Source organism: Agriterribacter sp., assembly GCF_035444585.1.
Taxonomy (GTDB): Bacteria; Bacteroidota; Bacteroidia; order Chitinophagales; family Chitinophagaceae; genus Agriterribacter.
In genome coordinates, this window is sequence record NZ_DAOMOZ010000123.1 from 1 (window position 1) to 14569 (window position 14569).

Here is a 14569-nt window from a genome sequence, read left to right on the forward strand (position 1 = left end):
CCGAACTTATGCAGCGATTCTTCCCTGCTCATGCCCAGTGCGGCGAACATTTTTTCCTGCAGGCTCCTTTGAAAGATCCTGATGGATCCGCCACCGATCTCATTTCCGTTCAAAACCATATCATATGCATTGGCTTTGATATTGGCGTAGGGATGTTCAAGGTATCTTGCTGCATCTTCAATAACAGGCGAATGATTGATCATGGTATCAATGTCGGAAGGCCGGGGTGAGGTAAACGGGTGATGCCGCGCTACCCACCGGTTATCATCGGCTGCATATTCAAACAACGGGAAATCGAGTACCCACAACAGCCTGAATTCATTGTTTTTCCTTAATCCCAGACGTCTGCCCATTTCAAGCCGTAGCTCACTGATGGCTTTGCGGGTACGTTCTTCGGCTCCGGCAAGGATTAAAACCAGGTCGCCGGTATTGGCCTTAGCCGCTGCGGCAATGGATTTTAATTGCTCCCCGGTATAAAATTTATCTATGCTGCTCTTAAAGCTTCCGTCTGCATTGCATTTTATGAATGCCAGTCCTTTCATGCCAATCTGGGGGCGTTTAACCCATTCCGTTAGCTCATCGGTTTGTTTCCGGGAATACTCGCTGCAGCCCGGTATGGCAATAGCTACAAGGGTTTCGGCCTCATCGAATACTTTAAAGCCGCCTTCGCCAATGGGTGTTTGGGGAATCGTTTGTTGCCTGCTGAGATATACATGCGGCGGCACTTTTAAATTGGCCACCTGCATTCCAAAGCGAATATCAGGTTTATCGTTACCGTAATCCCACATCGCATCTTCCCAGCTCATCCTTTCAATCTTGTCTGTATATTCAATGCCTTTTACATCTTTAAAAATCCGCCTGATCAGCCCTTCAAACATATTGAGTATATCTTCCTGCTCCACGAAGCTCATCTCGCAATCAATTTGCGTAAACTCCGGCTGCCGGTCGGCCCGCAGATCCTCATCCCTGAAGCATTTCACCACCTGGTAATACCGGTCGTAGCCGCTTACCATCAGCAACTGTTTAAAAGTTTGCGGACTTTGCGGCAATGCATAAAACTGTCCCGTGTTCATGCGTGAAGGCACCACAAAATCCCTGGCTCCTTCCGGCGTTGATTTGATGAGGAATGGTGTTTCAATGTCCATAAAGCCGTTTTCGTGCAGGTAGTTCCTGGCAGAACGGCTTACTGCATAACGCAGCTCCATATTGCGTTTAACCGCATTGCGGCGCAGATCCAGGTACCTGTATTTCATGCGCAGATCATCGCCGCCATCGGTATCATCCTGTATGGTAAAAGGCGGCGTTGCCGATTGGTTAAGAACCCCGAATGACTGTATATTGATCTCGATCTCACCCGTAGAAAGATGGGGATTTTTATTGCTGCGCTCCACGACAATACCTGTGACCTGCAAAACAAATTCCCGTCCCGGGGGATGTTCTTCCAGTTGCCGGTTCAGTTCTTCGCCGAATAGCAATTGCGTAATGCCATAGCGGTCGCGCAGGTCAATAAAGGTAATAGCGCCAAACTTCCTGATGGTCTGTACCCAGCCGGCAAGCGTTACTGTTTTTCCCGTATCTTCTATATTTAATGCCCCGCATGTGTGTGTCCTGTACATCCTGTGTTTTTTAAGGACAGCAAAGGTAAATCATTTAAGCAGGATAGCGGGATTTGTGGTTTGTGAATTGTATTATTTGTTGTTTATGATTTTTAGTTTATCGTTGTATTTTTCGGATTTAGCGCTTATGGCTTCAGACTTTATTTGGTATTTGTTTTTTGTTATTTGTTATTTGCTTCTCACACCTGTTCCTCCCTCACCAGCTCCTCCGCTTTTAATATCATTTGCTTTCTAACGTTTTTTTTGTGCCCTAAAAAAAGATAATAGTAAGCCAGTACGCACAAACCGGTGCTAAACGGAATGAGCGCCAAATGCCGGGCGCCCCAGGTACCTTCATCCCAGCCATAAAATTCTCCCGTCATCCACAGGCAGTTGGCCGTGATCCACAGCACCACTGCCAGGTTATGTAAAAGCTCTGCAATGAGCTTGCGCGTTTGCCAGGTAATGGTAATGGCAACGGTAAGCGTAGGTACGATCATGATCATGCCCGTTACATGGAAATCCAGAGCCCAGCAAATGTCTTTAAGCAGCCATAATAAAATATGCAGGTTCTCTATGCGCCGGAAGCGGCCGGGGATGCTGTACACGTCGTTGTTGTCGTTCATGCAACTGAAATAAAAGATAAGCATTTACTTCCCGTGGGAGTTTATGCTTTCAAAAATAAATTTTTATTTAATACTTTTAAGTGCAGCGTCTTTAACGCTTAAATTTCCTGCCATGAAAAAAATAGGCTTCCTCTCCCTGCTGTTCTTAGGATTTTTACCGGCAGCATTGCCGCAGAAGCAAAACAATGAACTGCCTGATCTTCCTTCGCAGCAACCGGCCAAGGAAATGGAAGCTTTGGTGCGCAAGCTTAATATAGATTCGGCTGTTACTGTAAAAAATACGATCACCATTAAGGGCCGGCGTGTTCCCTATACCGTTATCGCAGGTACCATTCCCGTATGGAATGAGAATGGGAAACCGATTGCCGGCGTGTTTTATACTTACTACGAAAGGTCTGATGTGACCGACCGTTCATCCCGCCCCCTGCTCATTTCATTCAACGGCGGGCCGGGTACGCCCTCTGTATGGATGGAGATCGGCTATACAGGCCCACGGATACTTCAAATAGATGACGAAGGGTACCCCGTTCAGCCTTATGGCATGCGCGATAACCCGTATTCTATACTGGATGTGGCAGATATTGTATATATAGACCCGGTAAATACCGGTTTTTCAAGAGCGGTGAACAAGGATATACCAAAGACGAAATTTTTTGGTGTGAATGCCGATATCAAATACCTGGCAGAATGGATCAGTACTTTCATCAGCCGGTACAAACGTTGGGCTTCTCCCAAATACCTGATTGGTGAAAGTTATGGCACTACAAGGGTTTCGGGATTGGCGCTGGAACTGCAGAATGCACAATGGATATACCTTAATGGTGTAATACTGGTTTCACCAACCAACCTGGGCATTGAAAGGGGCGAAGTGATGGGCGCCGCATTGCTGCTGCCCTATTACGCTGCCACAGCCTGGTATCACAAGGTGCTGCCTGCCGATCTGCAGCAAAAAGACCTGACCGATATGCTGCCCGAAGTGGAAGCTTTTACCGTTGATGAATACCTGCCGGCCCTGGCAAAAGGCGGTACGCTTGGTGAAGCCCCAAGAAAACAAATAGCGACTAAGGTAGCCCGTTATTCGGGGCTGAGTGAAAAAGCGGTGCTGCAGCAAAACCTTTCTGTTTCTGCCAGTTTTTTCTGGAAGGAATTATTGAGAGACAAAGGCTATACCATCGGACGCTTAGACTCCCGCTACCTTGGCGTAGATAAAAAAGACGGTGGCGAGCGTCCGGATTACAATGCGGAGCTGGCAGCCTGGCTGCATGCTTTTACTCCCGCTATCAATATTTACCTTCGTGATGAACTGAATTATAGGACAGACCTCCCCTACAATATGTTCGGCAATGTATTTCCATGGGACAATGAAAACAACAAAACCGGCGAAAATCTCCGCCAGGCGATGGCGCAAAATCCCGACCTGCACCTGCTGGTGCAAAGCGGTTATTACGATGGCGCCTGCGATTACTTCAATGCCAGATACAATATGTGGCAAATGGACCCGGGCGGAAAGCTGCAAAGCCGTATGACATGGGAGGGCTACCGCAGCGGGCATATGATGTACCTGCGTAAGGAAGACCTGGCTACCAGCACCCAACACCTGCGCGATTTTATTTTGAGAACGATACCCAAGGCGGGGAAGGGAGCGAAGTATGGAGGGGAGGAAAGAGGTGAAAGGTAGGAGGAAAGAAGTGAATGGAGAATGGTGAGAAGAGAAAGGGGCTGTGTTTTCGGGTTTCGGATTTAGAGCTTATCGCTTCGGATTTAAGTTTTGCCATTATAAGCCTGCCCGCCGTGGCGGGGAACGAACCATCTGTATTTATTTGGTTCTTGGTATTTGGTTCTTATTATTTGATTTCCTGGTGCTTTGCGTTCAGATGCGGTGCTGACCCTCCTTCGTCGGGTACCGACCGCATCTCCGGGTTCCCGGAAGTTTATGGTTTTTAATTTTTCACTTTTAAGCCGTATTTTCAGGTAACATACCTTTCAATGGCATTAAAAAAAATCTTCTTTAGTTATTCGAGGGCTGATGGATCGGACTTTGCTTTGCGGCTTGCACTCGATCTCAAAAAGCAGGGGTTTAATGTATGGATTGACCAGCAGGACATCAGGGCAGGCTCGGAATGGGATCTTGAAATAGAAAAAGCACTGGAAACCTGCGATTGCTTATTGTTCATAGAAACGGAAAAATCGGTGATCTCCAATAATGTGCTGGATGAGGTATATTATGCGCTGGATCAGGATAAAAAGGTTATACCCGTTATTGTGCATGACAGCAAAACGCCTTTCAGGCTGCAGCGGTTACAGCATGTAGATTTTACCAAAGATTACAACACAGGGCTTGCCCAATTGACAAGAGAATTAAAAGGAGGTGAAGTTTCCGGTTTCTTCCAGCCGGGAGAGCGCAAGCTACCACAAAAAAAAGCCGGATCCTTTCTTGCAAAACCTTCATCGCTCATATTGGTCATTGCTTTTTTTGTTATTGCAATAGCTGCGGTGGTAATGTATTCAGTAAAAAGTAAAGAGATCGTAAATGACGGCTCACGTGAAATGGTAAATACAAATGATACAACTGCAGGTGAAGAACGTTTTGTTGATGTTGATTCCCAAAAGCCGGAAAAAAATGAAACACGCAATGCTGAAGAAGCAGGAAAAGGAACAGTAAAGTCCGGAACCGGCAATAAAGCAAAAGAAAAAAGCACAGTGCGCTTAAATGAAACTTTTACAGGCAACTGGCAACTGGTTGAAGTGGAGCCTAAAGCCGTATCGCACAGGGGATACCTGAAGATAGATGAGCTGGATGAACAAAAAGTGAAGATCAAAAGCTATGTTCAGTTCTATTACCCTAAAACGAACGACACTGCTTTTTTAAGTATATTCAACGGGTTTGCCGGCTGCACATCCTGTGTGCTAAAGGAGGAAGTGAAAATTACTGCAGAAGATATTGCTGTTGCCGCACAACAGTATAAAATTTTGAAAGAAGAACGGGCCGGAATAGGAAAGCAGGGCGATACAATAATGAATAAAGGATCCAATACTTCTATCCGGGCATCTGTTACGCTGCACCTGGTAAACAGTACAACAGCAGTTATAAAAATACAACGGGATACTCCCGCCGAACTATCAGCCGGAATAACACTGGATCCTTTTGTATATTCATTCCGGTTTGCAAAAGTGGATTGAAAGACGAACGCTACAAATCCCGAAAATTAAAATGTGTCCTATAATTGCTTTATGAGTTACCATCATAGTTCATATGCTGATATGCTGTGCGAAGTCTGAAGACTTCGCATTCATTATGTTCTTTCGGGATTGCATCCCGGATATAAAATAACCGGAAGTGTGGCAACAATGATCAATCGAATAAAAAAAGCTCAGTGATGTGTATATTGAGCGCCTTTGCTATTGTGGCGGCGTGACTGATAGAAGTATTGATCGTTCCTCTTTCAATTCTGCCGATCTGGCTCAACTCAAAGCCTGTCCGGTAAGAAAGCTCCTCCTGCGAAACCTGCTTTGCTTTGCGAAGATCGCGAAGCCTTTTTCCAAACTTTTTTACAAATTGATCGTCTTTGAAATACTTCACGCGACCAAATTGACATTTTAGAGCAAATCAGATTAGAGCAAATTTGCTCTAATCTGATTTGTAAAATTCAACATCATGAAAATCAAAAGTTTCAACTCCGGGAAAAGGCTTCTTGTACTGGCGATCCTGCTGATCACGTTCTCTTGCAAAAAAGATAGCGCGGATTTCCTGATCACTTTACCCGATCCGGATCCCTGCGCAAACACCGTTTGCCTGAACGGCGGACATTGTGTTAACGGCGACTGCGTTTGCCCTGAAGGTTACGGCGGAGCAGACTGTAGTCAACAAATTACTCCACGTAAAATTAAAGTAACCAAAATTGAAGTAACTAAGTTCCCGGCAACCACAGGTAACGGGGGTGGATGGGATGCTTCAAGCGGAGCTGACATATTTCCTGAATTATCAAAAGGTGATGCTGTGTTATGGAAAAGTTCAACTTATTATGAAAATGCAGGGCCTTCCAGTGTGTACGCATTCAACATTACTCCGGCTATAGACTTAACCGAACCCCAGGATCAATATACAATCAGATTATATGATTATGATAGCGGTTTATTCGAATCAGATGATTTTATGGGAGAAATTATTTTCACTCCCTATTCTAAAGCGAATGGATTTCCTCCGGTAATAACGCTTGATGCAAATGCGGGTGTGGCATTTAAACTGCACCTGTCGTATGTATGGTAATAAATCATTTTCATTTCTAAATCATTACTTTTTTATACAAGGCTATTTACAAGCTACATCTTTAACCTAAACCCAATCACTATGAAGAAGAACATATTATTTATGGTCATTTGTATGACTATCGCATCTATTGTATCGGCGCAAACAACAGAAATTGACAGGGGTTATATCGGTATATCATTAGGCCCGGCTATACCATTGGGAAGCTTTGTGAAGGACGGTACAAGCACAGGAGGAGTATTTGATGCGCATTTTGCATATAAGCTCAAAAAGAATGCGGGACTGGCAGTGCTGCTTCGCGGCCAGTATCATCCTGTTAATGTGCAATCACTTGCCGCCAGCATGAGGCAGGCAGCTCCAGGGGCAAATACAAATGTAGAAAGCGATGGATGGAACAGCGGAGGCTTGATGGCAGGGATTTATTCCGCCCAGTCTTTAAACCAGAAAGGTACCATCGTATTTGAGCTCAAAACACTGGCCGGGTTTAAGACTACCGCCTCACCTATAGTTGATATGCGCTTTTCATCATTGGAAGGTTCAGGATGGGTGCGGCAGCACAGCGCTACCGCAACAGCATTTTCATATCTGGTTAATCTCGGAATGAGGTTCAATGCGGGTAAGAGAATGGCCTTTATGCTGAGCGCGGATTATATGAATTATACACCGAACTTTAAGAATGTTAGCATAACAACAAGCATGGGTACAAAGGAAACTTATAATGTGAGTCAGCATATCCAAACCATAAATATCAACGCCGGCATTGCATTCAGGTTAAAGTAATTTGCAGGAAGCGGTAATAAAAAAAGAGACGCTCTCAAAAGGGCGGGTTTAGAAGGTGTGCCACTAAGCCACAAGGACACCAGGTCTGATCTTCAGGTAACTGTCTGTAAAAAACCTTTGAAAGCTAAATGAATCCGGTCCAAGCGGGCCTTCGTGGCAAAATATTAATTTTTAACCGAGTCAACCAGCTCTTTTGCTTTTTTGCCTGCTTTATCCGCTCCTTCTTTAACGGCTTTGCCTGCATCCTTTGCACCTTCTTTCACCGCTTCACCTGCATTTTTTACACCTTCTTTGGTGGCATCCCATGCATCGGAAATGGCCTTTCCTGTTTTGTCAAAAAAGCGTCCGGTCTTTTTTACAGATTCACCTTCTTTAAGCGTAATGGTCCTGCCTTCTTTATTCCTGGCATCTCCTTTAACTGTAATTACTGTACCGTCATCAAGTGTAATATCCTTTTCAGCTTCTCTCCAGGTACCGTTTTCATAAACAAGCAATTTTTCGTTCTGCCATTTTACATCACCTTCTCCGGGCTGGTATGTTGCAGCAGCATCCATATCCACATGGGTATGATCTGCCGGCGGCGTTTGCAGTGTAGCCGTATCATCGCCACTCATTGTTGTATCCCCCGAATTATTACAGGCAACAACGGCAACTGCAACAGCAGCGAAAAAAAATATCTTTTTCATACAAGTTCTGTTTAATTAAAAAATCAGGTTCTTTGCCAAGTGATTATACCAAAAAAGTGCCAGACATGAATTATCGGTATTTATGAACACACAGGCATTGCCTGGTTCATGTTTAATGACTGATATCCAATCCGTGGAAAAAATGCCCCGTATAGCGAAAGTTTGGAAGATATGTCACCAGGACTGGCGCCACTGCTGTATGAGCCACCGCGGTATGAAGTCTCTGACTTCATACCTGCTATGTTCTTCCGGGATTGTATCCCGGAAAATAATAATCAATTCTTAACCTGTTTCAATTTAATTCCGGTGTTCGTTATTCATTTTAAGTATGCTGCTCCTGAATGCCTTTGGAGTTTGATTGACGATTCTTTTAAAGAAATTGAAGAAATGTACCGGGTTATTGTAGCCACACTCATAACAGATATCCTTTATCGGGTAATTTTCGTTTTGAAGCAATCTTTTTGCATGACCGATACGTATTTCATTTAGAAAATAAGTAAAGGTCTTCTGTGTTTTTTGCTTGAAAAAACGGCAAAATGAATTAGGGCTCATATTGCAAATGCGGGCCACCTCTTCAAGCATAATATCTTTGTGAAAATTCTTTAAGAGGAATTGGTATACCTCGTTGAACCTTTCTATGTCGTTGATATTGGAAGATCTTGTGTATCCCACACTGGCGAGAAATTCATACTCGTCCGATCTTGAAAGTATATCTATCACCTGTAAAAAAATACCAAGCTGCAGTAAACCGCTGGCGTTAACCAGCTCTTTCATTTTATCATTAACGGCAGCCCTGGTTTTACCGTAAAACCGTAGTCCCCTTTCAGCCCTTTGCATAAGCTCATTGTACATGTGTATGCCGGTAACATCATCCGATACCCTGTTTGCCAGCTCAAGGGGAAAATACAGCCCGACCGCTTTGGTGACCAGGTTTTTATTGCTTTTATAATAGGCCGGATCGCATTTCCAGAGGTGAGGCAATTCGGGGCTGGCAAGAATGATCTCGCCCTCAGAAAAGTTCCCTACATAATCCCCTATGATCAACTTCCCGTGACTCTTTTCTATCCAGGTTATTTCAGCAAGTTTGTGAAAATGATAAGGATGATCGAAATGAGGTTTATTAATTTTTTTCACCCATATTTTTTTCTGTCCCAGGATAGGCGCATCTACGATCAGTTCAGGTTTCATTGACAAGCATTTAAGTGGTATACGCGCACATTGGAATCTCCTTCTTAAAACAAGCCATCAGCCGGCTATGCCGGTACGCTTATACCAATATCGGATTTAAAGTTATAAAAAATCGGAAAAAAGTAACATAAGAATTGATGGTAAAAAACTTTACCAATTCAATAAAATCCACAACCTGATAAGCATTTATTCCTGATAGGTTTGTTGAGCTATTCATTATTCAGTCATCAATAAAAACTTACGTATGTCTGCAACCAAAGCTTTTTCTCTGCATGAGAATGTATCGCCTGCGCGTTCATGCGCTTCGCAGTATTGCATCAGATGGTTCGCAATATTATTTATGTTCTGTGGACTAAACATTCCATTAACCTCCACGGCGAACCACTTTGCGCCATCGTATTTCAAAACGGTTACCGGCACGGTAAAAGATGCACAGGGAGAACCTGTTGCAGGTGCTTCTGTTACAATTAAAAATGCATCTGCCGGTACACAAACCAGTGCAGATGGCAAATTCAGTATAGAAGCCGGCGAAGGAGATGTGCTGGTGATAACAGCCATAGGATTCGCCACACAGGAAACTACAATAACCAACAGTTTGCATTATGATATTTTCTTAAAAAGAGATGTATCGGAGCTCGACCAGGTAGTGGTGGTAGGTTATGGTACGCAAAAAAAAGGAAACCTTACCGGAGCCGTATCTTATATTGGAGGCGATGAGCTGGCAAAGCGCTCAGCTCCCAATGTACAAAATTTGCTGCAGGGAAAAGTTACCGGTCTGCAGGTAACGCAAAGCTCCGGCAAGCCGGGTGATGACAACGCACAGATGAGGATACGCGGCGTTGGCACTTTTAGCAGTGCCGGAAGTGATCCGCTGATATTGATTGATGGTGTTCGTGGTGATATGAGCGCTCTGAACCCCGATGATATCGAATCTGTGTCTGTGCTGAAAGATGCTGCTTCCGCCGCCATTTACGGGGCACGGGCTGCCAATGGCGTAATACTGGTTACTACCAAACGTGGTAAAGCCAGGGATCTTACCATTCAATATCATGGCAATGTTCAGGCCCAAAAAGCTACACGGCTTCCAGACCTTGTGACCAACTCTGCAGATTATATGGAGTACTGGAACCAGGCAAATACAAGAAGCGGCCTGCCTACCTATTTCAACCAGGAAACCATTAACGCGTTCCGCAACAACCCCGGTGATCCTAAATATCCCAACTTCAATTGGGTGGATCACGTGTTCAAAACTGCGTATGCACAGGATCACCATCTTGGCATCAGCGGCGGTAATGAAAAAACAACTTTCAACCTCGGGCTTGGATACTACGGTCAGGGCGGGATCATCAGTATCTATGATCTCAAAAAGTATAACCTGTTGCTTTCAGTAGATAGTAAGGTTAAGGATTGGATCAGCATAGGAGGTAATGTACAGCTTACCAAAAGAGATATTCAGCAGGATAATTTCGGCGATAACGATTATGTAATGAGCGCCTATTCGGGACCCAATTATACACCAACAATGACTTTGCCCGATGGCACCACCGGCTATGTGGCCAGGTACAGCAGCAGCATTGGCGAATGGACAGTGAGGAATCCTGATGCTTTAATAACCAGCGGGTTTAGAAAGATCAATATTAACGACGTGCGTACACAGGTATATGCAGACATAAAATTGTCAAAAGATTTAACATGGTACACCAAAGGTGCTGTGGGGTTTACAGACTATTTTAACAAGCGCTTCGAGCATGCGGTAGACAATTATTATTTTAATGATGGCAGCTATGCCCACAACAATGCAGTATGGCAGCAGGGTGTACGTGAACAGATGTCGCAAACTTTTGAAACAACGCTGTATTCCACGTTAAATTATACGAAAACGTTTGCTGGAATGCACAACCTGAATGTGCTGCTGGGCTATAACCAGGAATCAAACAATTACAGGGTGATGAATGGTTCAAAAATTACTTTTCCCACAGATAATATTTCAGAATTGAATGCCGGCGCGGCAGATGGACAAAGCACAGGCGGCACTGCCAATGAGTGGGCGATCCAGTCGTTCTTTGGCCGGCTGAATTATGATTTCGAAGGCAAATACCTTTTTGAAGCAAATGCACGCTATGACGGCACTTCAAGGATAGCTCCCGAAACAAGATGGGGCTTCTTTCCTTCTCTTTCTGCAGGCTGGAGAATTTCTGAAGAATCTTTCCTGCGGGATGCAGGCTGGACGGATAACCTGAAGCTTCGGGCTTCCTGGGGGCAATTGGGCAACCAGAATGTTGGGTTATATCCTTACCAGAATGTGCTGGCCAATACATCTTATCCCTTTGCATCGCTGGAGCCCGGGGTACAGCTAACCCGGTTGGTGGATCGTACTTTAAAGTGGGAGACTACCACGGTTACCGATTTTGGCATTGATTACAGCCTGCAAAACGGTTTGATCTCTTTTACGGCAGATTGGTTTGATAAGGTTACCGACGGTATTCTTTACCAGATACCTATACCTGCGAGCATAGGGCTGTCTGCGCCTACCGTTAATTATGGCAAAATGAAAAATACAGGCTGGGAGTTTGAGATAGGTCACCGCAACAGGATCGGTGAAGTGGCTTACAATATAAACTTTAATTTCTCCACTTTCAGCAATAAGGTGCTGAGTGTAAAGAGCCCTTCATATGGTACAAGAATAATTAAAGAAGGATTGCCTTTCAATGCATACTATCTCATAGAAATGGAAGGTATTTTCCAAAGCCAGGAAGAAATTGACAAAGCTCCCGCTCATCCGTTCAATCCCAGTCCGGGTGATCTTCGTTTCCGGGATGCCGATGGAGATGGTGTAATAGATGCAAAAGACAGGGTAGTGGTAGATGGCGCCTACGCAAAGTTTTATTATGGAGGCAGCCTGAACCTGTCATGGAAAAACTTTGATTTCACTGCATTCCTGCAAGGTGTTGAAGGCTCTAAGGTATATATGGGTGGGTTGCACCGGGCATGGGGATTCGCTCCTTTTGCACAGGGCTCTTCACCAACAAAGGACTTTGTAAAGAACATGTGGACACCGGAAAACCATTCCAATACCACACCTGCAATGTTTGAACAGACTTACAAGCCCAACAATGGTACACACAGCACCTATTGGTTGCTGGATGCGTCCTATCTGAGGTTAAAAAATGTTGTGCTGAGCTATGGGTTCTCTTCAGCGTTTGCCCGTAAAATCGGACTTAAAGCGCTGCGTGCGTACATATCGGGCGATAATGTTGTTACCATTACAAAATATCCCGGGTCTGATCCTGAGCGCTCCTGTGATGGTTGCAGGTTCAGCATATACCCCCAGGTAACAACCTATACCGCAGGCGTGAAAGCCACTCTTTAACCAAACCATTGAAATGTTATGAAAAAGCTATTCAAAATATGTGCAATCGCTGCATTGGCAGTGCAAATAACGTCCTGTTCAAAATTTCTTGATAAAAACCCGCTTGATCAGATTTCAAGCGAAACATTCTGGAATAACCAGAATGAAGTAGATATGGCACTTGCCGGCGTGTATGCAAGAATACTCACTTCCACGTTCGATCACAATACGATGTTCTGGGATGTACTGGGCGGAGATATCTGTGCCAACCAGGGCGCCGATGTAGTAGCTTTGGGACAGGGTCTCATTGAACCTACTTCGGGAGGAATTGTGTCAGGCATATACGCACAGTGCTACCAGGGGATAAGCTCCTGTAATTTCTTTCTTGAAAACATTGACCGTGCGCCTGTTTCGGAAGAAATTAAAACGCAGTATAAAGGAGAAGTGTTGTTCCTGCGCGCTATGTTTTATTTTACATTAACGGAGTTTTATGGTGGTGTTCCTCTATACACACACCTGGTGACCATTGACGAGTCAAAAGTGAAGCAGAGCACAAAAGAAGATGTGGTAACGCAAATCCTGGCAGACCTGGATGCTGCCATCGGCAGCCTTGCCAATACAACATACAACGGTCACGCCGTTAAAGGATCAGCATTGGCACTAAAGGCAAAAGTATTGCTGCACAACGGCAGATGGAAGGAAGCCGCAGATGTTGCGGGACAGGTGATATCCGATGGTAAATTTTCGCTCTTTGATAATTACAGGACATTGTTTCTTGCCAGCGGGCAGGCCGGTAACCCCGAGATCATGATGTCTGCACAATACCTCAATCCCGATAGGGCCGCTACCGGGCCTGATATTCAATTTGCCTGGCATGGTACCATCAATCCAAGACAGGAACTGGTAAATGATTATGAGTGCACCGATGGTAAATCCATAGCCGAGTCGCCTTTATATCAACCCTCCAACTGGCGCCTTAACCGCGATCCCAGGCTGTTAATGACCATCAAAGCTTTTGAAGATAAAGTGATCAATTCTTCAGGAGTGGAAATGGGATTCAACTACAATGCCCAGTCGGGAACGGGTTATGAACCGGTAAAAGGTTTGAACTGGGATGCGCTCCCGGTGGACTATAGCACAAGAAGTGAGCAGGATTGGATATTGCTCCGCTATGCAGAAGTATTGTTGATTTATGCAGAAGCCAGGAATGAAGATGCTGGTCCCGACCAAAGTGTATACGATGCGCTGAATGCCATAAGGGCAAGACCAGGTGTTGATATGCCTCCTTTGCCCGCAGGTTTAAGTAAAGATCAGATGCGTGAACGCATAAGGCATGAACGCCGGGTGGAACTTGCATTGGAAGGCAAGCGTTACTGGGATATCAAACGCTGGAAAACTGCGGAGACCTATATTCCAACGCTTATAGATCCCGGAGGTGCGCAACGTAAGTTTGATCCGGCAAAGCATTACCTGTTTCCCTTCCCGCAAAGTGAAATTGACGTTAATCCCGGACTGGATCAAAATCCGAATTATTAGGCCCTGTTTTTTTATGAATCTTAATTTTTTAAAAATAACATAATGCGGATACTTGCGCAGTTGGTTCTCTTAATATACCTCGCAGGGTGGGGCTGCAATACAGCCTCCACCGGCGGGGACAGTTTCTCCGGTTTTGAACAGGCAAAGAAGCATGGCATTGATTATAATAAGCCTGCAGTTGATTTTTTTGAAGGAGCCCTGCTGGGAAACGGTGGCATGGGAGTAGTGGTAACTACCCGGCCGGATGGCGTTATGCTGTACTTTGGTCACAATAATGTGTGGGACATCCGTATCGCCGAAAATCACCGCGAAGAGATAGGTAACTTCCGGTATGTTTTTGACAGGGTAAGCAAAATTCCCGATACGCTTAAATTGCTTACCGATGATCCATGGTACAAAAAATACAGCCTGATGGCCCAGGACAATTACAGGAAACCGTATCCCCGTCCTTTTCCCTGCGGCTCGGTATTATTGGGCTTTGACCGCAGGCAGGCTGAATTGTTGGGTCATTCTCTTGATATTTCCAACGGCATGTGCGAAGT

Annotated in this window: 12 protein-coding genes; 7 read left to right on the top strand and 5 right to left on the bottom strand. The window is 44.8% G+C overall.

What is annotated here, in order from left to right; genetic code table 11:
* Positions 1 to 1616 (bottom strand): aspartate--tRNA ligase (aspS, locus tag PLH26_RS13455; RefSeq protein WP_324586546.1); only part of this gene is annotated, 1616 nt, incomplete at its 3' end.
* Between the two features lie 179 nt (positions 1617 to 1795).
* Positions 1796 to 2245 carry a hypothetical protein gene (locus PLH26_RS13460; RefSeq protein ID WP_324586547.1) on the bottom strand — a complete coding sequence of 150 codons (450 nt, stop codon included), beginning with the start codon at positions 2243 to 2245 and terminating at the stop codon, positions 1796 to 1798.
* Positions 2246 to 2333: 88 nt separating this feature from the next.
* Here PLH26_RS13460 and PLH26_RS13465 point away from each other — a divergent pair, with 88 nt between their 5' ends.
* Together PLH26_RS13465 and PLH26_RS13470 are read left to right on the top strand one after the other, a co-directional pair.
* Positions 2334 to 3899, top strand: coding sequence for a S10 family peptidase (locus PLH26_RS13465; protein WP_324586548.1), 1566 nt, complete (start codon positions 2334 to 2336; stop codon positions 3897 to 3899).
* A gap of 308 nt (positions 3900 to 4207) precedes the next feature.
* On the top strand, positions 4208 to 5401 hold the full coding sequence (locus PLH26_RS13470) for a toll/interleukin-1 receptor domain-containing protein (RefSeq protein WP_324586549.1): 1194 nt from the start codon (positions 4208 to 4210) through the stop codon (positions 5399 to 5401).
* 172 nt (positions 5402 to 5573) lie between these two features.
* On the opposite strand, the gene PLH26_RS13475 is transcribed toward PLH26_RS13470, so the two are convergent.
* Positions 5574 to 5801 carry a helix-turn-helix domain-containing protein gene (locus PLH26_RS13475; RefSeq protein ID WP_324586550.1) on the bottom strand — a complete coding sequence of 76 codons (228 nt, stop codon included), beginning with the start codon at positions 5799 to 5801 and terminating at the stop codon, positions 5574 to 5576.
* 75 nt (positions 5802 to 5876) lie between these two features.
* Between PLH26_RS13475 and PLH26_RS13480 the strand changes: the two genes are divergently transcribed.
* Both PLH26_RS13480 and PLH26_RS13485 read left to right on the top strand, forming a co-directional pair.
* A complete protein-coding gene (locus PLH26_RS13480) occupies positions 5877 to 6488 on the top strand; it encodes a hypothetical protein (protein ID WP_324586551.1) in 612 nt (203 codons plus the stop codon).
* 81 nt (positions 6489 to 6569) lie between these two features.
* Positions 6570 to 7268, top strand: coding sequence for a hypothetical protein (locus PLH26_RS13485; RefSeq protein ID WP_324586552.1), 699 nt, complete (start codon positions 6570 to 6572; stop codon positions 7266 to 7268).
* Positions 7269 to 7432: 164 nt separating this feature from the next.
* Here PLH26_RS13485 and PLH26_RS13490 read toward each other — a convergent pair whose 3' ends face one another.
* Together PLH26_RS13490 and PLH26_RS13495 are read right to left on the bottom strand one after the other, a co-directional pair.
* Positions 7433 to 7954 carry a DUF6799 domain-containing protein gene (locus tag PLH26_RS13490; protein WP_324586553.1) on the bottom strand — a complete coding sequence of 174 codons (522 nt, stop codon included), beginning with the start codon at positions 7952 to 7954 and terminating at the stop codon, positions 7433 to 7435.
* Positions 7955 to 8251: 297 nt separating this feature from the next.
* Positions 8252 to 9142 (bottom strand): AraC family transcriptional regulator, encoded by an 891-nt coding sequence (locus PLH26_RS13495; RefSeq protein ID WP_324586554.1) that lies wholly within the window; start codon positions 9140 to 9142, stop codon positions 8252 to 8254.
* 244 nt (positions 9143 to 9386) lie between these two features.
* Here PLH26_RS13495 and PLH26_RS13500 point away from each other — a divergent pair, with 244 nt between their 5' ends.
* The 3 genes from PLH26_RS13500 to PLH26_RS13510 form a co-directional block, all read left to right on the top strand.
* Positions 9387 to 12512: a SusC/RagA family TonB-linked outer membrane protein gene (locus tag PLH26_RS13500; RefSeq protein ID WP_324586555.1), complete on the top strand. Its 3126-nt coding sequence runs from the start codon at positions 9387 to 9389 to the stop codon at positions 12510 to 12512.
* A gap of 18 nt (positions 12513 to 12530) precedes the next feature.
* A complete protein-coding gene (locus tag PLH26_RS13505) occupies positions 12531 to 14027 on the top strand; it encodes a RagB/SusD family nutrient uptake outer membrane protein (RefSeq protein ID WP_324586556.1) in 1497 nt (498 codons plus the stop codon).
* 42 nt (positions 14028 to 14069) lie between these two features.
* Positions 14070 to 14569: hypothetical protein (locus tag PLH26_RS13510; RefSeq protein WP_502876388.1), on the top strand; the 500-nt coding region annotated here is incomplete at its 3' end.

Coding starts and splice junctions, on each gene's coding strand:
- PLH26_RS13460 (WP_324586547.1), bottom strand. CDS start 2,245: ATGCTTATCTTTTATTTCAGTTGCATGAACGACAACAACGACGTGTAC.
- PLH26_RS13465 (WP_324586548.1), top strand. CDS start 2,334: ATGAAAAAAATAGGCTTCCTCTCCCTGCTGTTCTTAGGATTTTTACCG.
- PLH26_RS13470 (WP_324586549.1), top strand. CDS start 4,208: ATGGCATTAAAAAAAATCTTCTTTAGTTATTCGAGGGCTGATGGATCG.
- PLH26_RS13480 (WP_324586551.1), top strand. CDS start 5,877: ATGAAAATCAAAAGTTTCAACTCCGGGAAAAGGCTTCTTGTACTGGCG.
- PLH26_RS13485 (WP_324586552.1), top strand. CDS start 6,570: ATGAAGAAGAACATATTATTTATGGTCATTTGTATGACTATCGCATCT.
- PLH26_RS13490 (WP_324586553.1), bottom strand. CDS start 7,954: ATGAAAAAGATATTTTTTTTCGCTGCTGTTGCAGTTGCCGTTGTTGCC.
- PLH26_RS13495 (WP_324586554.1), bottom strand. CDS start 9,142: ATGAAACCTGAACTGATCGTAGATGCGCCTATCCTGGGACAGAAAAAA.
- PLH26_RS13500 (WP_324586555.1), top strand. CDS start 9,387: ATGTCTGCAACCAAAGCTTTTTCTCTGCATGAGAATGTATCGCCTGCG.
- PLH26_RS13505 (WP_324586556.1), top strand. CDS start 12,531: ATGAAAAAGCTATTCAAAATATGTGCAATCGCTGCATTGGCAGTGCAA.